Origin of the sequence: Pseudomonas sp. CG7 (genome assembly GCF_023701885.1) — a bacterium.
Lineage (GTDB): Bacteria > Pseudomonadota > Gammaproteobacteria > Pseudomonadales > Pseudomonadaceae > Aquipseudomonas > Aquipseudomonas zanjanensis.
The window spans coordinates 1-23,246 of sequence record NZ_JABAEE010000067.1; the positions used below are offsets into that span (position 1 = coordinate 1).

The window sequence follows — 23,246 nt, forward strand, 5'->3', positions numbered from 1 at the left end:
TCAGAGAGAGCGGCTGTTGCCTGGAGATCATCGATCTGCGCCTTGACGCGTTCCACGGTATTGCCGTTGGTGCGTGAGTTGGAGCAACGCAAAGTGACGGCCAAAACGGCGGCGGTCGCCTAGGCGCGGGAGGCAGCATGGGCACGTTCACCGACACACCCGACGCGGTCCCGGCCAGCTTGCCCCAGTGGTTGCAGCGACAGGCGCTAGAGCATGGCACCGATGTCGCGCTGCGCCATAAGCACCTGGGTGTCTGGCAGGAAAGGACCTGGGCGCAGGTGGTCGACGAGGTGCGCCGTTTGGCGAGTGCCCTGCAAGCTCGCGGTTTTGCGGCGGGCGAGACCCTGACGATCATCAGCCGACCCAGGCCCCAGGCGCTGCTTGCCGCATTGGCCGCGCAATGGCTGGGCGGCGTGGCGAGCTTGTTCGACCCGCTGGAAGCAGCGGCCGAACAGGTGCAACGGCTCACTACATTGCAACCGGATTTCGTCCTGGTCGAAGGCGTGGAGGACATGCTGCGGCTGCGTTCGGCGCAGGTGGCCGTGCGGATCTTGGTCTATCTCGACAAACGTGGCCTGTCGGATTCGACGCCATTTGCGCAGGCGTCGGATTACGCCGCGTTACTTGCCGAGCGACCGATCGATAACGGGGTGCCGCAAGGGCGATTGTTGCAAACGGCCTTTGTCTTTTATCGCGGGGCTGGCCAGGCGATCGAGGAGCAACGCGTCAGCCACGCCGAGCTGTTGCAGGAGGGGCAGCGGTTGGTGACCCGCGAAGGGCTGGGGCGGCAGGAGGAGGCATTGGCCGCCCGGGCGTTCGCGTCGGGTGGGCAAGCTCGCTATCTGCTGGCGCCCTGGTTGATCGCCGGTTTTCGCCTGATCTTTCCCGAGAACCTGGCGACCCGCGATCGCGATCGGCGGGAGCTGGGGCCGACGCTGGTGGCCGGGACGCGGGAAACCTACGAACGTTTGCACCGCTACGCGCTGGAACGTTTGCCCGCGCCGGGCAGTGGGGCGCGCAGGCTGGTGGACTGGGCGCTGGCCGCGCAGCCGGGGCCGTTGCACCGGCCTGTGGGGGATTGGCTGGTGCGTCGGCCTCTGCGCGATGTGCTGGGCTTTTCCCGGACCCGCGCGCCGCTGTTGGTGGGCGATGCATTGCCGCCGAACACCCAGGCGTTTTTCCAGGCATTGGGTATCCGGGTTCGCCTGTGGGGCGATGCGGCCCATTGGGAAGCGCCGACGCATCTTGTACACAAAACCACCGATAACTGGACCGGCCTCCAGTCCCGACTGGCCTGAGAGGAGACGCCCCAATGACCCAGACGGCCATTACGCATTTGCTGGAGCTGGAACATATTTCACTGTCATTCAAAGGTGTCAAAGCGATCACGGACATCAGCTTTCGCGTCGCCACCGGTGAAATCTGCGCCTTGATCGGCCCCAACGGCGCCGGCAAGAGTTCGCTGCTGAATGTCATCAGCGGCGTGTACCAGGCCCAGGACGGGCACATTCGTTTTGATCGGCAGGAGCGGCGCCGGATGCGTCCCCACGATGTGGCGGTCCGCGGCATTGCCCGGACATTCCAGAACATCGCGCTGTTCAAGGGCATGAGCGTGCTCGACAACGTGCTCACCGGGCGCAACCTCAAGCGCCGCAGCACCTGGATCGAGCAGGCACTGCGCATCGGTCGCGCCCGGGCCGAGGATGATCATCAGCGCGAAGCGGCCGAACGGGTCATCGCGTTCCTGCATTTGCAGCCTTGGCGCGACGTCCTGGTGGGCACGCTGCCCTATGGCTTGCAGAAACGAGTGGAGCTGGCCCGCGCACTGGCGGCGGAGCCTCGGCTGTTGCTGCTGGATGAACCCATGGCCGGGATGAACGCCGACGAGAAGCGACAGATGAGCCGCTTTATCGTCGACATCAACCGTGAGCTGGGTACGACGGTGGTGCTGATCGAGCACGACATCGGCGTGGTCATGGACATCAGCGACCACGTGGTGGTGCTCGACTACGGTCGCAAGATCGGCGACGGCTCGCCCGAAGACGTACGGCAGAACCCCGAGGTCATTTCGGCCTACCTGGGCACTCGCCACTGATACCGGATATTCGACGCACTCCCGCTGGGTGCTGTAGGAGCTGGCGAAGCCTGCGATCTTTCGCTTGAGACTCAAGTGTCTGGGAAAAGATCGCAGCCTCGCTCGGCTCGACAGCTCCTACCGCGCAGCCCAGCGGGAGCAATCCTTGGCTACAGGATCCTCGTTTGTATTGACTGGACAGCATTAGGAACAGCGATGGAATTTTTCTTTGAAGTACTGATTGGCGGGTTGTTGGCGGGGGTGATGTACGCCTTGGTGGCCATCGGTTTCGTGCTGATCTACAAGGCCTCCGGGGTGTTCAATTTCGCCCAGGGCGCGATGGTGCTGTTCTCGGCGCTGACCTTCGTCAGTCTGCTGGAGCGGGGTGTGCCGTTCTGGCTGGCGTTTCTCATCAGCTTGGCGGCCATGGTGCTGATCGCCGTGGCGGTGGAACGGGTGGTGCTGCGGCCCTTGGTCAACCGGTCGCCGATCACACTCTTCATGGCCACCCTTGGCTTGTCCTACGTCATCGAAGGTTTCGCCCAGGCGCTGTGGGGTGCCCAGGTGCATGGCCTGGACTTGGGCATCAGCGATGAACCGCTGGAACTGGGCGGGATGTTGTTGTCGCAGTTCGACATTTTTGCCGCGTTGACGGCAGCGTTCCTGGTGCTGCTGTTGTCCTGGCTGTTCAACAAGACTCGGCTCGGGTTGTCGCTGCGAGCGGTGGCCGATGATCCCTTGGCGGCGCTGGCCGTGGGCATTCGTTTGCAGCTGGTCTGGGTGGTGGTGTGGTCGGTGGCGGGGTTTGTCGGGCTGGTTGCCGGCCTGCTCTGGGGCGCGCGCCTGGGCGTGCAGTTCTCGCTCTCGCTGGTGGTGCTCAAGGCCTTGCCGGTGCTGATCATCGGTGGCTTCACCTCCATCAGCGGGGCGATTGTCGGCGGCTTGATCATCGGTGCCTCGGAGAAACTGGCGGAGGTTTACCTCGGGCCCTTCATCGGCAGCGGCATCGAGAACTGGTTTCCCTACGTGCTGGCGCTGCTGTTCCTGTTGGTGCGGCCGGCGGGGTTGTTTGGCGAACGGGCCATCGAACGGGTTTAGGGGGCGCATCTATGTTCTATCGGGAAGCAGGCCAGTTCAGCACACGTTATGCCCAGGACCGTCGGGTCTACGCCCTGCGCCAGGACCGTCACGGGCTGGCCGCATTGCTGCTGTTTGCCTTCGTCGGGGTGCCTTGGCTAGGCAATGACTATTGGCTCAGCGCGATCCTGATTCCGTTCCTGGTGCGGTCCCTGGCCGGGTTGGGGCTCAATTTGCTCACCGGTTATGCCGGGCAGCTGTCCCTCGGTTCAGCGGCGTTCATGGCGGTGGGAGCCTTTGCCACCTACAACCTGGAAATACGGGTCGCTGGCTTGCCGTTGCTGGCCAGCATTGCCCTGGGCGGGTTGATGGCGGCACTGGTGGCGGTGCTGTTCGGCCTGCCGAGCCTGCGCATCAAGGGTTTTTACCTGCTGGTCTCGACGTTGGCGGCGCAGTTCTTCGTGACCTGGGCGCTGACCCGGTTCAGTTGGTTTTCCAATAACAGCGCCTCGGGTGTCATCAGCGCGCCGCGCCTGGATGTGTTCGGGGTGAACCTCGATGCGCCCGCTGGCCGCTATCTGTTGACCCTGACCGTGGTGGCGGCGCTGTTCTGGCTGGGCAAGAACCTGGTGCGCAGTGAGTTGGGGCGCAACTGGATGGCGGTGCGCGACATGGACACCGCCGCTGCGGTCATCGGCATTGCGTTGGCGAAAACCAAGCTGCTGGCGTTCGCCATCAGCGGCTTTTTCCTCGGGGTGGCCGGCGCGCTCTGGGCTTTCGCTTACCTGGGGACGGTAGAGCCCCACGGATTCGACCTCAATCGGTCGTTCCAGATCCTGTTCATCATCATTATCGGCGGCCTCGGCAGCCTGTTGGGCAACTTCCTCGGCGCGGCCTTTATCGTGCTGTTTCCGGTGCTGCTCTCGAACCTGGTATCGCTGCTGCCCGTTGGGCTGGTGGACGCCGGCCAGGTGGAGAACCTGCAGAAGATGATATTCGGCGCCCTGATCATCCTGTTCCTGATCAAAGAGCCAGAGGGCCTCGCGCGTCTTTGGCAGAGATTTCGCCAGCGCGCACGGCTGTGGCCGTTGCGCTACTGAGCGAACCGCACAACGCGGGTTTGCAGTTCCATTTTGTTGGCTTATTTATGGCTCCATAACAAGGAAATCCCGATGTTCAAACGATCATTCGCCAGCAGCCTGGCACTGGCCTTGAGCCTCACCGCCACGGCCTTTACCGTCCAAGCGGACAACGAACAATACTTCCCGCTGCAAAGCTATCGCGTCGGCCCTTATGCGGCTGGCGGCAGCGGTTTTTTTGGCGGCTTTATCGACTATCTCAAGTACGTCAACGCCAACGGCGGGGTGAACGGCGACAAGCTGACCTGGAGCGAGTGCGAGACCGAATACGTGGTGGAAAAAGGCGTCGAGTGCTACGAACGGCTGAAGAAAGGCTTGAACGGTGCGCCAGCGGCGGCCACCAACCCGCTGTCGGTGGGCATTGCCTACGCCACGCTGGAGCGCTCGACCGCCGACAAGCTGCCACTGATCACCATCAACCACGGTCGCACGGACTCCACCGATGGCAGCGTGTTTCCCTACGTCTTCCCATTGCAATTGATTCCGTACTCCGAGGTCTCGGCGATCATCAACTACATCGGCCAGCGCGCCGGCGGGTTGGACAAGCTCAAGGGCTTGAAGATCGTCACCCTGTATCACGGTTCGCCCTATGGCAAGGAAACCAACGAGGTCCTGCAAACCCTGGCCGACAAGTACGGCTTTGCGCTGACCTTGCTGGAGGTGCCGCACCCGGGCAACGAACAACAATCGCAGTGGCTGAATATCCGTCGGGAAAAACCCGATTGGGTGATCCTGCGCGGTTGGGGGGTGATGAACCCGGTGGCGCTGAAAACCGCGCAGAAAGTCGGGTTCCCGGCCGACCACATCATCGGCAATATCTGGAGCAACTCCGAAGATGACGCCGCGCCGGCCGGTGCCGCGGCCAAGGGCTTCATCGCCATCACCACGCACCCTTCGGGCACCGATTTCCCGGTGTTGCAGGGCATCAAGCAGCAGGTGGTGGACGCCGGCCATGGCGACCTGGCCGATCCCAAGCGTTTCGGCACCGTGTATTACAACCTCGGCGTGGTAAACGGCATTCTCAACGTAGAAGCGCTGCGCATTGCCCAGCAGAAATTCGGCCAGCAACCCCTGACGGGTGAGCAGGTGCGTTGGGGCTTCGAGCATCTCAAACTCGACGACGCCCGACTCAAGGAACTGGGGGCGTTGGGGCTGGTGCAGCCGTTGCAGTTGTCGTGCGCGGACCATGAGGGCGGTGGTGCGGTGCGTTTCCAGCAATGGGACGGTGGCCAGTGGAAGCTGATCAGTGACTGGGTGCAGGCCGACCGCGCCTTGTTGCGGCCGATCATCGAAGCCTCTTCGCACCAGTACGCCCGGGAAAAAGGCATTACCCCGCGTGATTGCAGCAAGGAATCCTGAGGCATCGCAGCGACCGGTCGCTCCCTCGCCACGAGATGCGGCCAGGCGTTCGAGCGGTGTGGATTTTTGCGGTGTGGCGAGCGGAGCTCTACAAAATTGACACGCCACCGAATCGCTTTTTGTGGCGAGGGAGCTTGCTCCCGCAGGGCTGCGCAGCGGCCCTCAAGCCAGTCACCGCGGTGTATCAGATGGATGTCATCCGCCTCAATGGGGGCGCTTCGCACCCAGCGGGAGCAAGCTCCCTCGCCACAAGGTGCGGCCAGGCGTTCGAGCGGTGTGGACTTTTGCGGTGTGGCGAGTGGAGCTCTACAAAATTGACACGCCACCGAATCGCTTTTTGTGGCGAGGGAGCTTGCTCCCGCTGGGCTGCGCAGCGGCCCTCAAGCCAGTCACCGCGGTGTATCAGATGGATGTCATCCGCCTCAATGGGGGCGCTTCGCACCCAGCGGGAGCAAGCTCCCTCGCCACAAAGGTGTGGGCGTCAGGTCGACAGGTTGATCACCCGGCCATCCCGGGTGTCCAGTGCCGGGCGGCGTCGATTGACCACCAACTCGCCAATCCTGATCAGCAATGTGCGGGTGACGTTGCGGCTCAGGCCCAGCAGGCTTGCGGTATGGACTTGATTGCGATTGGCGTATCGGTAGGCGGTGCGCAATAACTCGGCCTCGACCTTTTCATACACATCGCCATGCCCTTGCTCGAGCAGTTTCTCGAAGGCTTTCTGCAAGAGCGCCTCTGCACTTTGGGGGACGGATTCCGGCAGGTTGTCCTGGCGCTCGATGCGCAAGTTCGACAGGTGCAGGTCCTGCACACCAATCACTTTGTTACGGCAAATCAGCAGCGTGTGGTGAATGACGTTTTCCAGCTCGCGGATATTCCCCGGCCAGGAATAATCGAGCAACTTGCGCTGCGCCTGGGCATCCAGCGTCACCTCGCCGTGACCGAGCCTGTGGCTGTATTGCGTAATGAAATGGCGTATCAGCGGCAGAATGTCGCCAGGGCGTTCGCGCAGCGGCTTGAGCACCAGGCTGACCACGTTCAAACGGTAATAGAGGTCTTCGCGAAAATGCCCGGCATTGATGGCTCTTTCCAACTGTACGTTGGTGGCCGCCAACACACGTACATCGATCTTGATGCTTTTGCGCGAACCCAGCCGGACCACTTCGCGTTCCTGCAATACCCGCAGCAACTTGACCTGGATCGGCAACGGCAAATCCCCGATTTCATCAAGGAACAGGGTGCCGCCGTCCGCTTCCTCGAACCAGCCGGCCTTGGCTGTCAACGCGCCGGTAAAGGCGCCTTTTTCATGCCCGAACAGCTCGGCCTCCACCAGGCTCTCGGAAAACGCCCCGCAGTTGACCGCAACGAAGGGCTTGTGGCGACGGGCGCTGAGGTTGTGGACGTGGCGCGCCACCAGTTCCTTGCCGGTCCCGGTCTGGCCGATGATCAACACGCTGGCTTCACTGGGCGCGACTTGTTGCAGGTGAGCCAGCAAGGCGCGGGAGGTGGGGTCTTCGAAGACCTGGGCGGTGGCACGGATCGAGGGGGCCAGGCCGGGGGAGGGAGGTAGTGTTAGAAGCTGCATGACGGTGGCCCGTTAATGAGATTGCCGTGACTGAAGGTAGGTGAATGCCAACGTTCCTTGAAGGCAATACCGCGAAGCCATTGGGCTTAAGGCTTAATCTAAATGATCTAAAAAAATGATAATAAATAACTTTAAGTTATTTGCTTAGGCGACTGTGGGAGCAAGCCTCGCTCCCACAGGCTTGGCATTTATCCATCAATGCGGATATGCGGGGTCACGGACATCCCCACCCGCAGTTTCGCCGCGGCGGGTTGGTCGGGATCGATGCGAATGCGCACGGGCAAGCGCTGGACGATCTTGGTGAAGTTGCCGGTGGCGTTGTGCGGCGCAATGGCTGAATAGCTGACGCCGCTGGCAGGTCCCAGGCTTTGCACGGTGCCGAGCAGCGACTCGCCCGGCAACGCATCCACCGTGATGTCCACGGCCTGGCCCATCGCGACGCGCGCCAGTTGCGTCTCGCGGAAGTTGGCGGTGATGTAGACGGCGTCGAGCGGCACAATCGCCAGCAACGGTTGCCCGGTATTCACGAATGCGCCGATGCGCACGGATTTCCGTCCTATGGTGCCGGCGATCGGCGCCGTGATGCGGGTATAGGACAGCTTCAGTTCCTCGATGGCCTGCGTGGCTTGGGCATGGGCGAGGGTGGCCTGGGCTTTTTCCAGATCGGCCTTGAGGACATCCACTTGCTGCCGGGCCGCCTGCAAGCCCGCCTCGCTCCTGTCCCGGCGCGCCTGTTGGATGCTCAATTGCGCTTCGGCCTGTTGTCGCGCTTGCACGGTACCCGAGCCATCGTTGGCCAAATTGCGATACCGCGCTTGGTTGGCACTGGCCAGTTTCAGCGCCGCCTCGTCCGCGGCCACCGCCGCCTGAGCCTGGCGGATGGCGGTTTGCTGCCGGCTCAGGTGCGCTTGCAGGCTGGCGATGCTGGCCCGGGCACTGGCGACCTGGGCGTTGGCCGCGTTCACGGCGGCGACGAAATCACGGTCGTCCAGTGTCGCCAGCAAGTCGCCTTTCTCGACCCGCTGGTTGTCTTCGATCAACACCGTCTCGACCGTACCGGACACCTGCGGCGCGACTGTGGTGAAGTCCGCGTGGACATAAGCGTCGTCCGTTGACTGTGTCGATGCGCTGGATTCAGGGCGATTGACGTAGAGCACCCCGGCGGCTGCCACGGCGAGCAGAACGACACTGATGATCTGGGCTTTCTTCGATAAGGCCATGATGAATTACCCATGTGAGGATGAGGATGAGGCGGCCTGACTGGCAGGCGCCGGGATGTAGGTCAGTCGCAGCACGAGGGGAATCAGCAGCAGTGCCAGCAGGCCCAACGCGCGATAGGCATCGGCGATCGACAACACCAGCGACTGCTGGCTGACGATGCCCAGCAGTGCTGAGGGGGGCGGCGCCGAGGCCAGGGCATTGCTGGCCAGGGCCGCCTGGTCCAGCAACATTTCCCCATGGAAGCGGCCGCTCACGACCACGAGCTGTCCGACCAGGGCCGCACCGAACAACGACCCGAAGGCGCGCAGGGTATTGATGGTGCCGGACACATACGGGCCCTCGGCTGGCTGCACCACGCTGGTGATCAAAAACAGCATCGACACCACGGCCATCGGTTGTCCAAAGGCCTGTAGCGTTTGCGCCACGACGAACTGGTCGCGGTTCCAGTCGCTGGTCAATTGCGCGCCGCAAAGGCAGGCCAGGGCGATCAGGCATAATCCCAACGCGAACATGAAGCGCGCATCGACCCACTTCTGGTACAGCAGCAGCGCCACCAGTGCTCCCAGGAATAACTGCGGCAGCGCAACGATTAGCCCGATCGCGGCCATCTGCAACGGGCGATAGTCCTGCAGTGGCCCGAGGTAACTGGCCGGTAGCAACGAACCGGATAGCAGCACCACCAGCAGCGAGACGAACAGAATGCACCCCAGACCCAGGTTGCGACGCCCCAGGATCTGCATCTTGATGAACGGCGAGGGATGAAACCATTCGGTCAACAGGTAGATCGCCAGCAAGGCCAGGCCCGCGACCAGTGTCGAAGTGACCAGCGGTGAATGAAACCAATCCAGTCGAATGCCTTGATCCAGGGCGACGGTCAGCAAACCAAGCGCCGGGACACCGCAGGCCATGCCGGCCCAATTGGCCTGGCGAAAGCGTGGGAACTGGACCGGTTCACGTGGCAGCCCCCAGGCGATCAAGCCGGCCGCGATCAGGGCCAGAGGGACGATCTGCCAATACACCCAGCGCCAGTCCTGCAGTTGGTCCATCCAATGCCCCGCCAGCCAAATGGCCAGGTTGGGCGCGAAGGTCGCGGTCATCGCGTACATCGCCAGGCCGTACAACCGTATGGGGGGCGGCAGGAATTTCAGGGCCGCCATCATCAGCAACGGGATCGTCGTGCCGCTGGCGATGCCTTGCACGAAACGCAGGCCCAGGAGCAGATCGAGGTCATGGACGAAAGGCAGGAGCAGCGCCAGCGATGTACACGTGGCGAGCGTCCACAGCTCAAGGCGCCGGAGCGAGAGCGTCAGGGCAAACCACGCGGCAAAGGGCATGGCGATCAGCTCCCCGGCGCTATACGCGGTGGTGAGCCAGGACGCATCGTCCAAGCCAAAGCCCAGCGCGCCTCTCACGTCCGCCAGCGCCAACGCGCCAACGCGGGTGTTCAGCCCCGCCATCATGGCCGCCAGGAAAATCCCGGCCAGACCGACCAGCGGGCGTTTCGACGACGTGACCAAGGGGGCCGCGCGAGGTGCGACCGGGGCGGGCGGCAACGCGATGCTGTTCATGGATGCGGCTCCGGGCCCCAGCCGCCACCCAGGGACTTAAAGAGATTGACCACGGTCAGGGTGGCGTTGGTGGCGCTGGCATTGAGGCTGGTCTGGCTGGCGAGCAGGTTCAGTTGCGCCGTGAGAACGCTCAGGTAATCGGCGGCACCCTGCTGATAGCCGCGTTCGGCCGCGTGCAATGCTTGCCGGTTCTGTTCATACGAAACCAGCAGTTCGTCGTGTTGGCGCTGTTGCGCGGCCCAGGCATCCAAGGCGTCGTCCACTTCGTGCCAGGCGCGCAATACGGTTTGCCGATAGGCGAGGGCGGCGGTCTTTTGCCGTGATTCGTTCAAGGCCAGGCGCTGTACCAAGCGACCGCCCTGGAAGATCGGAAGGTAAACCGTTGGCCCGACGGAAAAGAAGCGCGCGTCCCAATTGGCCAGGTCGCCGCTGTCGAAGGCTTCCACACCGATTCGTCCTTTCAGGCCGATACGTGGGTAGAAGTCGGCCTTGGCCACGCCGATGGCCGCGGTCGCGGCGTGGAGCTGCGCTTCGGCGCGCCGGATGTCGGGACGTCGCTGGGCCAGTTCAGACGGCACCCCGACCGGCACTTGAGTGGGCAGCGAAGGCAGGGGCATGGCTTGGCGCAGCTGTGCATCGAGGGTGCGAGGTGGTTCGCCCATCAACAGCGCAAGGGCATTCATCTGGGCATTGCGACGCTGGGCCAGTTCGGGAAGCATGGCCTTGATCGTCGCCAACTGCGCGCGTGCGGAGGCGGTTTCGAAGCGTGTCGCCACGCCATTTCGCTCGCGGCTTTCCGCCAGGCCCAGGGTGCGTTCGGCGATCGTCAGGTTCTGTTGGGCGATGTCCAGTTGCGCCTGGGTGCCACGCAGTTGCAGGTAGGTCCGTGCCACTTCGGCGGACAGCGCCACCCGAGCGGCTTCGCGATCAAACACCGTCGCCTCCAGCGTCGCCGCCGCACCTTCGCGCGCGCGGCGGGCCCGGCCCCACAGGTCGATTTCCCAACTGGCATCGAAACCCATTTGCCAGAAATTGCTGGGGGCCGTCGGGGCGCCCAGCGCGGCGAACTTGCCATGTTCACTGAGCGCCTCCCGGGCGTAACTGGCATTGGCGCCGACGCTGGGCAGCAATCGGGAAGCGGTAATCCCCAGTTGCGCCCGGCTTTGATCGATGCGTTCGGCGGCCATCTGCAAATCAAGGTTGCCGGCCTGCGCACGGGATTGCAGTTGGGCGAGCAGCGGGTCGTTGAACAGTTGCCACCATTGGCTGGGAACGGCGGCGGGGAGCAGGGAGGCGTCGCGTCCATGCTCGGGGCGGGGCGTCAGTTGCGCGGCGCCAAGTTCGTTCTTGGGTTCCATGAAATCGGGGCCTACCGCACAGCCGGTGAGGGCGAGTGTCGTGAGCACGACCATGGGTGGCAAGCGGCGTTGTAGTCGTTCGAAAAAAGCCGACATGGGCAGTTCCCCACAGGGTTGCAGCGCAGCTGCGCGAGCATGCGCCTGGGCTCGATCGATCCTGGATAGCGAGTCGTCCGCTGTGGGGTCATGGTATTGAGCGGTTGCGGCGAGGGCACTTCTACATCGGTACAGCCAGGACATACCTCGGTGGGGGGGTATGCATACTAGGGTATGTGTTTGGGCCAGTAAGGGCGGTTGTCCCCTACATAACCGGCCTGGTTCGGGGTGACCGCGTTTCTTCTAGGGGAGCGGAGTACGGGGTCTATCCGCGATTCAGCATTGTGGCCAAAGGCCCGCAAAAAGCCTGAAACATGATGGCACCTTTGAATAAATGATCTACACCTATGACAAGGGATTGCATTGCCAAGGTCGGCATGCGGCTGGTCGATCGATCACCGCGCGAAGTCTTCGCCATATTCCCTCGATAGCGTTCGCATTCGGCTAACAGAGCCAGGTTTGAGCGTGCCCACTTTTTGGGTGCCAAGGAGGTGTGTCACTTCATTGAGCGTGGACCGTGGACCGTGAACAAGCTTGGGCATTGTGCCGAAGCCTGATAACAGAAGGAGACCCTGCGCATCGCTCAGCAATTCGATGGGACGTCAGGCGTCTCTCTATAAGGAGATATCGATGAAGCAGCCTCAAGGAAAGATCATTGCGTGGCTGGCCCTGACGGGGGCCTTGTCCACCGCTAGCGTCCATGCCGGAGTCTTCCCCGATTTCGGCTACGCCCCGCCCAAGAGTGAATACGCCGGAGCGCCATTCCAGCTCAGCCAGGATTATCCGACGGTGGCCCCGGGCGCATCCTCGGTACCGGCATTCTTCCAACATTTGCCCAAGTCATTCTCCAATGACTTTGAAACCTGGCGCCCGTACATGGAGGAAGTGAAAAAATACTGCTTGGAAGGCAATACTGAAATCGGCTGGAAAGTACAAAAGAACAAGATTCGCCAGTGGTATCACATGCCTTGGCAGCATTACGGCCCCAACGGTCGTGAAGGCATCAGCGGGCTGACCAAGGAGGCACCGATTCAGCCCGGGCAACTGGCAAGTACGCAGACCGGCAGCGGGCAGACCTACGCGGTGGGTATCTATAACGACATAGGCGCCTACACCATCGGCCAGGTCTGGAAAGACCCCGATAATCCAGACCCAAGCCAAACCTCGAAACCCAAGAGCTTTGCCAACGGCACGGTGGTCTGCAAGGCGCTGTTCGCCGATATAGACGTCAAGACGGTGCCGTTCCTTGCAAACCCATTGCTCTGGAACGCCTACACCACCGAAACCTTTACCTCGACCAACCGGTCCGTCACCAAGGTAGCGCTGATTCAGATGGACATTGCCGTGCGCGACACCCGCGTGAGCGATACCGGCTGGTTGTTCGGCACGTTCCAATACAATGGCGCCATGACCGGCAAGGCGAACTGGAACAACCTGGTGCCGGTGGGGATCATGTGGGGCAATGATCCCCAGGAAATCGGCAATGACTATACCAACCCCAAACCGGTGGTCACCAAGATCAACCCGGCCCTGAAACAGACCGCAATCAACGCCAACACCCAAGAGCTGCCACCGACTCACCTGGGTTGGAACGGACGACTCAATGGGCCGGTGGACAACCCCCAGGCGTCCTGCCTGAGTTGCCACATGACCGCCGAGTACCAGCAATTGGCGATCATGAACCCGACGTTCCAGGCCAACCCGCCACCTGTGGGAGGCGATGAGTGGATGAAATGGTTCCAGAACATTCCGGCCGGTCAACCGTTCAGCCCGGGCACGCAAAGCACGGACTACAGCCTGCAACTGTCTGGCGCCCTGGCCAACTTCTACGACTGGAAGTGCAACCACAGCGGCGTCTATGCAGATGGCGTCAATGCCTGCGCCAAGCTCCAGACGCTCAAGTTGATCAAGGCGAGCAACGCGCCTGAGGAACAAGTGCACAAAGTGCAACGCAGCCCTGAACTGGAAGAGCTCGAGTAGCATGCTCCCGGCCTCGGACAAGCGCCGAGGCCGGGTCAAATCTGCATTCCCCTGTGGGAGCGAGCTTGCTCGCGATAGCGGTGGCTCAGTCACATGTATGTTGGGCCTGCCGGCCTCTTCGCGAGCAAGCTCGCTCCCACAGGGGCTCAAAACCAGGCGGATACCTACGCCATCGGCGGTAATCGCCGCTTGACCGGTGTTTTCTTGACGATGGCGGTATTGGTCTCGGCATGGACATTGAGCTTGTCCAGCAAGGTATCGAGCTGTTCCATCGAGCGCACGTGCAGGCGCGCGATGAAGCAGTCATCGCCGGTGACCTTGTCGCATTCGGTAAATTCAGCGATGGCCTGGATCTGCCGCTCCACTTCCTGCAACTGTCCCGGCAGCGGGCGGATACGCACGATGGCCTGGAGTTGATACCCAAAGCACTTGGGGTCCACCTCGACGGTGTAGCCCCTGAGCACGCCACGTTCCTCGAGCCGACGAAGGCGCTCGGCGACACTGGGGGAGGACAGGCCGCTGAGGTTGGCCAAGGCCTTGAGCGAGCGTCGGGAATCTTCCATCAGGGCACTGATGAGGATCTGGTCAATGTCGTCAGTCATTTTCAGCTCCGTTAGGCAAATGCGGGAAGTTGCCTTGATAAAAAAGGTCGAAACGCAGTTTAGCCTTTTTCAATCCATGGAGAAGGCCCCGGTCTGCTCGGCATACTGTGCCCACTTGCTGAAGGAGCCTGAAGATGGACAAGACCTTACGCCGCGGTTCGCTGGAAATGACCGCCGCCATGCTGATTTCCGGAACCATCGGTTGGTTCGTACTGGTTTCCGGCCTGCCTGTACTGGATGTCGTGTTCTGGCGCTGCGTGTTCGGCGCCGTGACCTTGTTGTTGATCTGCGCCGGCGTTGGCTTTTTGCGCCCCGGCATCCTCACCCGTACCACGTTCCTGCTGGCGGTGCTCAGTGGCGTGGCGATCGTCGGTAACTGGGTGTTGTTGTTTGCCTCTTACTCCCGTGCGTCGATAGCCATCGGCACGGCGGTGTACAACGTCCAGCCGTTCATGCTGGTAGGGCTGGCGGCGTTGTTCCTGGGGGAGAAAATTACCGCGCAAAAACTGTTCTGGCTGGCGGTGTCGTTTCTCGGAATGCTGGCCATCGTCAGTGCCCATGGTGAGCAGGGGCAGGGCGGCGGAGACTATCTGCTGGGCATCGCATTGGCACTGGGGGCCGCGTTGCTGTACGCCATCGCGGCCTTGATCATCAAGCGCCTGACCGGCACGCCACCCCATCTGATCGCGCTGATCCAGGTCAGCACCGGCGTGTTGCTGTTGGCACCCTGGGCGAACTTCTCGGCGTTGCCGCAACACGTCCAGGCCTGGGCCAGCCTGTTGACCTTGGGCATGGTGCACACCGGCGTGATGTACGTGCTGCTGTACAGCGCCATTCAGCGGTTGCCGACCGCACTGACCGGAGCGCTGTCGTTCATTTATCCGATCGCGGCGATCTTCGTCGACTGGTTCGCCTTCGGCCATCGCCTCGAACCGCTGCAATGGCTGGGGGTGGCGGCGATCCTGCTGGCGGCCGCTGGCATGCAACAGGGCTGGGGTATCAAGTGGCGTCGTCCAGCCCTGTCGTAGCCCACCGTTTGGGCGTGATCAGAAGATGTAGTCCGTGGTCAGGAAGTTAGAGTCCCGCTCACGGATGATGTCGCTGATCAACGCCTTGTTGTTTTCCTGGAACTTGGTTGCCACCAGCGTGCGAATGGAAAAGGTGCGCAGCGCATCGTGGACGGACAAGGTGCCCTCGGCCGAGTTCTTCCGGCCATTGAACGGGAACGTGTCCGGACCACGCTGGCACTGGGCGTTGATGTTGATGCGCCCGACCTGGTTGGCGAAGATGTCCACCAGCTTGCCGACTTGTGCCGGGTTAGTGCCGAAGATGCTGAGCTGCTGGCCGAAATCGGACTCCAGCACGTAATCGACCACGGTATTGAGGTCGCGGTACGGCACGATGGGCACGACGGGGCCGATCTGTTCTTCGTGGTAGACCCGCATCGCCGTGTTCCCCGGGTACCGCACCGCCGGAGAGAAAAACGAGCTTCGCGATTCGCCACCGTGGGCATTCTTCACTTCGGCACCTTTGGCAACCGCATCGGCGACCAGCGCATGCAGGTAATCGACCTTGCCCGCTTCGGGCAATGGCGTCAGCGCCACACCGTCTTCCCAGGGCATGCCGGGTTTGAGGCTGGCGAGCTTGGCGTTGAATTTCTCGATGAATGCGGGTGCCACGTCTTCATGGACAAACAGGATTTTCAGCGCCGTGCAGCGCTGGCCGTTGAAGGACAGCGAGCCGGTCAATGCCTCGCTGACGGCATTGTCCAAGTCCACGTCCGGCAGTACCAGCCCCGGGTTCTTCGCATCCAGCCCCAGGGCGGCACGCAGGCGGTGCGGACGGGGGTGGAGTTTCTTCAGGTCACTGGCCGCCTTGTTGGTGCCGATGAAGGCGAAGATATCGATCTTGCCGCTGGCCATCAGCGCGCTGACGGTTTCCCGGCCGCTGCCGTAGATCACGTTGATCACGCCCGCCGGGAAGCTGTCACGGAAGGCTTCCAGCAGGGGGCGCACCAGCAGGACGCCGAGCTTGGCCGGCTTGAACACCACGGTGTTGCCCATGATCAAGGCCGGAATCAGTGTGGTGAAGGTTTCGTTCAGCGGATAGTTGTAGGGCCCCATGCATAACGCCACGCCCAGGGGCACGCGGCGGATCTGCCCGAGGGTGTCCTGTTCCAGCTCGAAGCGGCTGGAGCGACGGTCCAGTTCCTTGAGGGCGTTGATGGTGTCGACGATATAATCGCAGGTGCGGTCGAATTCCTTCTGGGAATCCTTGAGGTTCTTGCCGATCTCCCACATCAGCAACTTGACCACGGCCTCGCGCTGCTCGCGCATGCGCGCCAGGAAGGTTTCCACGTGGCGGATACGCTCGGCGACGCGCATCGTCGGCCACTGGCCTTGGCCGCGATCGTAAGCCCGGACCGCCGCGTCCAGGGCCGTGAGGGCGGTCTCGGCGTCCAGCAGTGGCGTGCTGCCGAGGATCACTTGCTCATCGCCCAGCTCGCCGGTCAGGTAGACGGGGCTGCGGCCGACGGCCAGCGGCCCTTGCCAGGCTTTCAGGACGCCGTCGACCAGGTATTCGCGCTGCTCGATCCGGCCTTCGAGGCGGTAGGCGTCGGGGATGTCGGCGGCACTGGGGAACAGGTTGGCGAGGAAGGGGGCTGTGGTCATGTCGTTACTCCATCAATGAAATGAGCCAGGGTCGGACGGCTTGCAGGGATAAAACGCTTTTAGCGTTATACGCCCTAATGGAGGTGTTTTTTAAGTGGCGGCAGATTGCTCGCGCCGGGCTACGTTGTAGGAGCTGACGAGCGCAGCGAGGCTGCGATCTTTTCCCAGGCGCTTGAATCTCAAGCGAAGATCAAAAGATCGCAGCCTCGCTGCGCTCGACAGCTCCTACAGGCCAATCGGCGATTGGAATATCGATAACTCACCAACGCATCCGCACCCCCATGCTGGTAATGATGCCATTGAGGTCGTTGTCATCGACGTCGCTGCTGTAATCGGCGCTGACATACAGGCTGACCGCCGGCGTAACCCGAGCCACCAGCCCCAGGCCGACTTCGACGGTGGAGGATTTTCGGCTGCTGCTGATCTTGTCGACCTTGTCCAGGGATACGGTACCGGCGCTCTGGACGGTGTGCCACAGGTTGGTTCGAACGTAAGGTTCCACGCCGAGACCGTTGACTTGATAGGTCCCTTTCAGCCGTGCGCCAACACGGCCACTCCAACTGCTCAGTTCATCGCCGGAGCCGCTTTCGGCGTTCGACGTGTTCAGGGTGACGCGCTGGTTGATCAGTTGTGCCTGGGGTTCGACCACCCAGTGGGTGCTGATCCCGATAGGAAAACCACCTTCGACCGACAGCGTCATTGCATGGCCTTGGGCGGCCTGGCGCTGGCCTTGTTCGGTGCGGCTGTAGCCATTGACCCGACCGCCGCTGGCGCTCAGGTCGACGTGCCAGCCCGCCGGGCCGGTCAGGCTCCAATAGGCGCCGAGGCTCGAACCTTTCAGGTTGAGGGCATCTGTGGCCGGTTCGGCCTGTGCGGGCATCACCAGCAGGCCGCCGCCGGTCGAAATGATCTGGTTTTGTCCGCTGATCAGCCCCATGCGCTGGGTATGGCCGCTGTCGTTTCGCAAGGTGAACAGGGCGGGGCTCTTACCGGAAGTCGGCTCGCTTGCAAAGTGTGCGGCATCGAGGTGGGTAGACGGTGCTCGGCCATACCAGGGCTGCGTCGTCTCCTCGGCAGGCCAGGCCTGTACCTCCATGGATGAAAGCAGCAGCAACGACGTCGAGACGGTATGAAAAGTAGTGGAGAGTTCTTGCGGACGGTGGGAGGTTTTCATGGTGGCCTGCCTTGCAATCGCATGCGTTTCTCGCTTTTTTGGCGTCTCTCCTACCCCGAATGAGGGGCGACCGAATGGATTGGGGCAAGCCTCTGGCGGCCCGTCTCGGCGGGTTCCAGAGGCCTGCCCCTGACTGTGTTTCCGGGGGTAGTACGGTGTAGTCAAGAAGACTGATGGCGGTGCGTCAAGAAAATGAACGACGAATGGCAAGATGAAATCAGCGTCAATAACACGCTGATTTCAATTGAGTATTAAGGTGGTTGTTTCGGCGTCAAAGCTCCGTCGCGGGCGCCTGTCTAACAGGTCTACGCGCAAAAAGACTGAGGGAAGGCCCGTTCTACAAGTGCACTTCCACCGAAAGGGGCAGGTGGTCGCTCAGGTGGGTCCAGGGTTTGTTGCCCAGTATTTGCGGGGAATGGCTGGTGGCGTTGCGCAGGTAGACGCGGTCCAGGCGCAACAGCGGGAAGCGAGCCGGGTAAGTCCTGGCGGGACGGCCGAGGTGGTGCTCGAAGGCTTCGTGCAGGTAACCACGGCGGGCGAGGGCGAGGTTGCCGCGCAGTTGCCAGTCGTTGAAGTCACCGGCGATGATCACCGGCGCATCCTCGGGCAGTGAGTCGAGCAGTTGGCAGAGCAGTTTGAGTTGCAATTGGCGATGGCTTTCCAACAGGCTCAAATGCACACAGATGCCGTGGACCTCGGCGTGGCCCGGCACATCCAGCACGCAATGCAATAACCCGCGCCGCTCCGGGCCGGTGATGGACACGTCGAGATTGCGGAACTGGCGGATCGGGTATTTGGAGAGCAGGGCATTGCCATGGTGGCCATCGGGGTAGACCGCATTACGGCCGTAGGCGAAGTCGCTCCACATGCTGTCGGCGAGGAATTCGTACTGGGACGTCTGGGGCCAGTTGTCGTAGCGTGACGCGTGGCGGTCATGTTCGCCCAGTACCTCTTGCAGGAACACCAGGTCGGCACCGGTACTGCGCACCGCTTCGCGCAATTCGGGCAGGATGAAGCGCCGGTTGAGGGCGGTGAAGCCCTTGTGGGTGTTGACCGTCAGGACCCGCAGCCGATGAACCGTCGCAGGCGCGTCCGATGGCATGGGTTCGACGGCTCGCGAATCGGGGTCTTGAGTCACGTTCGCTCCTGAATCAGACGTACTTGTTCATGCGACTGACCCAAGGCACCGGCAGTTCCGGATTTTTCATATCCTTGCTGATCGCCATCGCGAGCAAGCTCGCTCCCACAGTTTTTTCTGCTGTTCACTCCTGATCATTCCAATCAACACACCGCTCTTGTGGCGAGGGAGCTTGCTCCCGCCGGAGGCTGCGATCTTTTGATCTTTCGCTTTGGACTCAATTGCTAGGGGCAAGATCGCAGCCTCGTTGCACTCGACAGCTCCTACGCAGCCGAGCGGGAGCAAGCTCCCTCGCCACAAAAGCGTTCAAGCCATCACGCCCAGCGGTAAACACTGTGGGAGCGAGCCTGCTCGCGATAGCGGTGTGTCTGAATCACCGTCACCCGCGAACAAACCCGCTTTCACAGGTGTGTGTTCAGATAAAGACAATCTCATACGGCAAACCCATCCGGTCAAGGATGACCCTGGGCAACAGTGGGGCGATGCCGCTCGCCGGTTCGCCGCTGAGTTGGCTGACGTAGGCGTGCATGGCGTGACGCTTGCGGGCGGTGGTCCAGACGTCGAGGCGCAGCTTGCGAGCCCGGTGCCAGGGGATTTTATTCTGCTCGCGGACCGGCCAGTGCCAGGCCCACACCGGCAGTTCGTTGAACGCCACCCCGATCCTGTCGGCGGCCAAGGCTCCGGCGCGCCCTACTGTGTCGTGGTCGCTGTCGCCGTCCTGGCGCCAGGTGCTGAACACCACGTCGCCGGGGCGAAGGTGTCGCGCAATGAAGGTGGCCAGTTCAGCTTCGTGTTCCACGAGGTCTTTTTCCGGAAAACCGCCGCGTACCCATTGCAGGCCATGGGCGTCGATGCCCAGGCGGTGCAGGGCGTCGACGCTTTCCTGGGGATGAGGGCGGTGCGTACGCAGGCGCTCGTCGGTCCACAACGGTGAACCGGGGTGGGCCAGGGCGCCATCGGTGACCGAAACCAGCAACATGGGCTGTTCGAGGTTGCTCAGCAATTGCAGCAAGCCGCCACAGGCCCCTACCTCATCGCCCGGGTGCGGGGCGAGAATGACGGCGCGGGCACCGGCGGGAATGAGCGTCTGGGTACTGATGATCGGAATATCGGCCAGTTGCGCAGCACTGTTCCAGATTTGCGGGTGCTGCCGGCCAGGCAGGCGAGAGGCGGGCTTCATAAGCGACATCCTTGTTGGTGTTCGATCTTTCAGTCATGCACCGGGCCTACTGTCCGGTGGCACCGATGTGAGCATGGCTGTGATTCACGGCGCTCCGAATCCTGGAGACTACCACGGGGGAAGTATTGACCATGTCAGCCCATTCGTCTCGTGACATGTGTATCTGAACTGGTTTTTTTTCGGCTAACTGGACGATTTGAAGGGAAAAACCGCATCCTTGCGGCCCCATGAGGTTAACTGCGAATCGTTCAATCCTCTTCTTCGCGTTGCAGCTCGAACAGCAGCAGCGAGCGTCCGGTGACGGAATACTCGGATTCGAAATCGAAGCGCTCCTGTCCACGAACGTTGGGCTGGTTGGTGTCGACCATGCAAGTCCAGAAACTGCCTTCGGGGACTTCCGGCAAGCGGAAGTTGACGATGTCATGGTGTGCGTTGACCACCAGCAGCAGCGTCGCATCGCCACCCTTGCGCCGAATGCCGGTTTCCTGGGCGCGGCCATCCATCAGCATGCCCAGGCAGCGGCCATGGCTGTCCTGCCACTGCTCGATGGTCATTTCGCTGCCGTCCGGGGCCAACCAGGTCACGTCCTTGACGCCGATGTCCTCGTTGTAGTTGCCCACCAGGAAGCGTCCACGACGCAGGATCGGGTAGGTCAGGCGCAACTTGATCAGGCGCTTGACGAATTTGAGCAGCGCCGCGCCATCCTCGCTCAGGTCCCAATTGACCCAGCCGATCTCGCTGTCCTGGCAATAGGCATTATTGTTGCCGTGCTGGGTACGGGCGAACTCGTCGCCAGCGACGATCATCGGCGTGCCTTGGGCCAGCAGCAGGGTGGCGAAGAAGTTGCGCATCTGCCGATGGCGCAGCGTGTTGATCTCAGGGTCATCCGTCGGACCTTCGACGCCATGGTTCCAGGACAGATTGTTATTGCTGCCGTCCTGGTTGTTTTCGTCGTTGGCTTCGTTGTGCTTGTCGTTGTACGACACCAGGTCATGCAAGGTGAAGCCGTCGTGAGCAGTGACAAAGTTCACCGAGGCGTACGGGCGTCGGCCACGCTGGTTGAACATCTCGCCCGAAGCGGTCATTCGGCTGGCGAAGTCGGCGAGCTGGCCGTCGTCACCTTTCCAGAACGCCCGTACCGTATCGCGGAACTTGTCGTTCCACTCGACCCAGCCCGGCGGGAAGCGTCCTACCTGATAGCCCCCCGGGCCGCAGTCCCAAGGCTCGGCGATCATTTTCACCTGGCGCAGTACCGGGTCCTGGCGGCAGGCGACGAGGAAACTGTGGCGCTCGTCGAAGCCATCATGGTAGCGGCCCAAGATCGTCGCCAGGTCGAAGCGGAAGCCATCGACATGCATTTCCGTGGCCCAGTAACGCAGGGAGTCGGTGACCATCTGCAGCACGCAAGGATGGCTCAGGTCCAAGGTGTTGCCGGTGCCGGAGTCGTTGATGTAGTAGCGTTTGTCGTCGGGCATCAGCCGGTAGTACGAGGCGTTATCGATGCCGCGCATGGACAGGGTGGGCCCCTGTTCGTTGCCCTCGGCGGTGTGGTTGTAGACCACGTCGAGGATGACTTCCAGGTTGGCCTCGTGCAGGTGGGCGACCATTTCCTTGAATTCGGCGATCTTGCCACTGGCCAGGTAGCGCGGGTCGGGCGCGAAGAAGGCAATGCTGTTATAGCCCCAGTAGTTGGTCATGCCTTTGTGCAGCAAATGCTGGTCGTTGACGAAGGCATGGATGGGCAGTAGCTCCACCGAGGAAACCCCGAGCTTGCGGATATGCTCCAGCACATCGTCGACCATCACCCCGGCGAAGGTACCGCGCACGTTTTCAGGCACCGAAGGATGACGCATGGTGAGGCCACGCACATGGGTTTCATACAGGATGGTCTTGTCCCAAGGCACGCTGACGCGATGGTCGTGGCCCCAGGTGTGTGCGGGGTCGATGACTTTACATTTGGGAACGAACGGGGCGCTGTCACGCTCATCGAAACTGAGGTCGCCATCGGGGTGGCCGATGGTATAGCCGAACAACGCTTCGGACCACTTCAATTGACCGACCAGTTGCTTGGCGTAGGGGTCGATCAGCAACTTGTTCGGGTTGAAGCGGTGGCCGTTCGCCGGGTCGTACGGGCCGTAGACCCGGTAGCCATAAATCAATCCCGGATGGGCATCCGGCAGATAGCCGTGGTAGATCTCGTCGGTGTATTCCGGCAGTTCGATGCGTTCGAGTTCGACTTCGCCGGCATCGTCGAAAATGCACAGTTCAACCTTGGTGGCGTTGGCTGAAAACAGCGCGAAATTGACCCCGAGGCCATCCCAGGTTGCACCCAGTGGAAAAGGCAGCCCTTCACGAATCCGCGAAGCCTCGATAATGGGCGGCGGCGTGGTTTTGTTTGGACGGGTCATAGTTGCTCCTGCAAAAAACAGACAGATACAGCGATGCGATTCATTAGAGCGGGGTAGGTTCCACCCTTCACCTGTGGCGAGGGGATTTATCCCCGCTGGGCTGCGCAGCAGCCCCAAATATTCAGCGTTAATGTCACAGGCTGATCGGGTTCACTCGTTTGGGCGCGCTGCGCACGCCAGCGGGGATGAATCCCCTCGCCACATGCAAACCCCTTTGGCACGAAGAAATGATTGCCCGAGACCGATGACGCAGGAGAAATCAAACCGCCGGCGGCTTGCGCGGTGCCCGCGGCTTCTTGTCGGCTGCCTTGTTCACGGGGGGCACTGTCGCTGCAGTCGCCGCGGAAGGCTTGGCCGCTGGCTGGACCTTGGGCGTGGTGTTCTTTGCGGCAGTCTTGGCCGTGGTGCTCGTGGCGGTAGCGGGTTTGGCGCCGTCGGTCTTGCTGGCCGCCGATTTGCTCGCGGCCTTGGGTGGCTTGCTCGGCGCCAGCGCTTCGGCTTCGGCGAGCTTGCGCGCCATCTCCCAGTGGCGTTTTTCCTGCCCGGTGGGCTTACCCTCGGACTCCCAGATCTGATAGGCGAATTCACGAATGCGTTTATCGTCGGTACTCATCG

At 61.9% G+C, this 23,246-nt stretch carries 18 protein-coding genes; 7 read left to right on the top strand and 11 right to left on the bottom strand.

Translation table 11 applies throughout. The annotated features are described in order from the left end of the window. The first annotated feature begins 137 nt into the window (after positions 1-137). From HGO40_RS23085 to HGO40_RS23105, 5 genes are all read left to right on the top strand, one after another. Positions 138-1,298 (top strand): AMP-binding protein, encoded by a 1,161-nt coding sequence (locus HGO40_RS23085; protein WP_250964887.1) that lies wholly within the window; start codon positions 138-140, stop codon positions 1,296-1,298. A 14-nt stretch (positions 1,299-1,312) separates the two neighbouring features. Further along, positions 1,313-2,095: an ABC transporter ATP-binding protein gene (locus HGO40_RS23090; protein ID WP_250964888.1), complete on the top strand. Its 783-nt coding sequence runs from the start codon at positions 1,313-1,315 to the stop codon at positions 2,093-2,095. A 195-nt stretch (positions 2,096-2,290) separates the two neighbouring features. Further along, positions 2,291-3,172 carry a branched-chain amino acid ABC transporter permease gene (locus tag HGO40_RS23095; protein ID WP_250964889.1) on the top strand — a complete coding sequence of 294 codons (882 nt, stop codon included), beginning with the start codon at positions 2,291-2,293 and terminating at the stop codon, positions 3,170-3,172. An 11-nt stretch (positions 3,173-3,183) separates the two neighbouring features. Then, entirely contained in the window at positions 3,184-4,251 is a 1,068-nt protein-coding gene (locus HGO40_RS23100; protein ID WP_250964890.1) for a branched-chain amino acid ABC transporter permease, read from the top strand. A gap of 72 nt (positions 4,252-4,323) precedes the next feature. After that, the gene (locus HGO40_RS23105; protein WP_250964891.1) at positions 4,324-5,649 is read left to right on the top strand and encodes an ABC transporter substrate-binding protein; all 1,326 of its coding nucleotides are present in this window, start codon (positions 4,324-4,326) and stop codon (positions 5,647-5,649) included. A 481-nt stretch (positions 5,650-6,130) separates the two neighbouring features. On the opposite strand, the gene HGO40_RS23110 is transcribed toward HGO40_RS23105, so the two are convergent. From HGO40_RS23110 to HGO40_RS23125, 4 genes are all read right to left on the bottom strand, one after another. After that, positions 6,131-7,234 (bottom strand): sigma-54 interaction domain-containing protein, encoded by a 1,104-nt coding sequence (locus HGO40_RS23110; RefSeq protein WP_250964892.1) that lies wholly within the window; start codon positions 7,232-7,234, stop codon positions 6,131-6,133. A 188-nt stretch (positions 7,235-7,422) separates the two neighbouring features. Next, positions 7,423-8,454, bottom strand: coding sequence for an HlyD family secretion protein (locus HGO40_RS23115; protein ID WP_250964893.1), 1,032 nt, complete (start codon positions 8,452-8,454; stop codon positions 7,423-7,425). Positions 8,455-8,460: 6 nt separating this feature from the next. After that, positions 8,461-10,023 carry an MFS transporter gene (locus tag HGO40_RS23120; protein ID WP_250964894.1) on the bottom strand — a complete coding sequence of 521 codons (1,563 nt, stop codon included), beginning with the start codon at positions 10,021-10,023 and terminating at the stop codon, positions 8,461-8,463. Continuing rightward, the gene (locus HGO40_RS23125) at positions 10,020-11,477 is read right to left on the bottom strand and encodes an efflux transporter outer membrane subunit (protein WP_250964895.1); all 1,458 of its coding nucleotides are present in this window, start codon (positions 11,475-11,477) and stop codon (positions 10,020-10,022) included. The genes HGO40_RS23120 and HGO40_RS23125 overlap by 4 nt, the downstream gene beginning before the upstream one ends. Positions 11,478-12,107: 630 nt before the next feature. On the opposite strand from HGO40_RS23125, the gene HGO40_RS23130 reads away from it, so the two are divergent. Beyond that, on the top strand, positions 12,108-13,457 hold the full coding sequence (locus HGO40_RS23130) for a hypothetical protein (protein ID WP_250964896.1): 1,350 nt from the start codon (positions 12,108-12,110) through the stop codon (positions 13,455-13,457). Positions 13,458-13,621: 164 nt separating this feature from the next. Here HGO40_RS23130 and HGO40_RS23135 read toward each other — a convergent pair whose 3' ends face one another. Next, entirely contained in the window at positions 13,622-14,059 is a 438-nt protein-coding gene (locus HGO40_RS23135; RefSeq protein ID WP_003202176.1) for an Lrp/AsnC family transcriptional regulator, read from the bottom strand. Positions 14,060-14,193: 134 nt separating this feature from the next. Between HGO40_RS23135 and HGO40_RS23140 the strand changes: the two genes are divergently transcribed. Continuing rightward, positions 14,194-15,087, top strand: coding sequence for a DMT family transporter (locus tag HGO40_RS23140; protein ID WP_250964897.1), 894 nt, complete (start codon positions 14,194-14,196; stop codon positions 15,085-15,087). Positions 15,088-15,105: 18 nt separating this feature from the next. Here HGO40_RS23140 and HGO40_RS23145 read toward each other — a convergent pair whose 3' ends face one another. From HGO40_RS23145 to HGO40_RS23170, 6 genes are all read right to left on the bottom strand, one after another. After that, positions 15,106-16,731, bottom strand: coding sequence for an NADP-dependent glyceraldehyde-3-phosphate dehydrogenase (locus HGO40_RS23145; protein ID WP_250964898.1), 1,626 nt, complete (start codon positions 16,729-16,731; stop codon positions 15,106-15,108). Between the two features lie 259 nt (positions 16,732-16,990). After that, complete coding sequence (locus HGO40_RS23150; RefSeq protein WP_250964899.1) at positions 16,991-17,905, bottom strand: autotransporter domain-containing protein; 915 nt, start codon at positions 17,903-17,905, stop codon at positions 16,991-16,993. 337 nt (positions 17,906-18,242) lie between these two features. Beyond that, entirely contained in the window at positions 18,243-19,007 is a 765-nt protein-coding gene (locus HGO40_RS23155; RefSeq protein WP_284739213.1) for an endonuclease/exonuclease/phosphatase family protein, read from the bottom strand. Between the two features lie 451 nt (positions 19,008-19,458). Further along, on the bottom strand, positions 19,459-20,223 hold the full coding sequence (locus tag HGO40_RS23160; protein ID WP_186705721.1) for a PIG-L deacetylase family protein: 765 nt from the start codon (positions 20,221-20,223) through the stop codon (positions 19,459-19,461). Between the two features lie 248 nt (positions 20,224-20,471). Then, on the bottom strand, positions 20,472-22,631 hold the full coding sequence (gene glgX / locus HGO40_RS23165) for a glycogen debranching protein GlgX (protein ID WP_250964901.1): 2,160 nt from the start codon (positions 22,629-22,631) through the stop codon (positions 20,472-20,474). A gap of 259 nt (positions 22,632-22,890) precedes the next feature. Beyond that, on the bottom strand, positions 22,891-23,244 hold the full coding sequence (locus tag HGO40_RS23170; RefSeq protein ID WP_250964902.1) for a DUF2934 domain-containing protein: 354 nt from the start codon (positions 23,242-23,244) through the stop codon (positions 22,891-22,893). Positions 23,245-23,246: the final 2 nt, after the last annotated feature.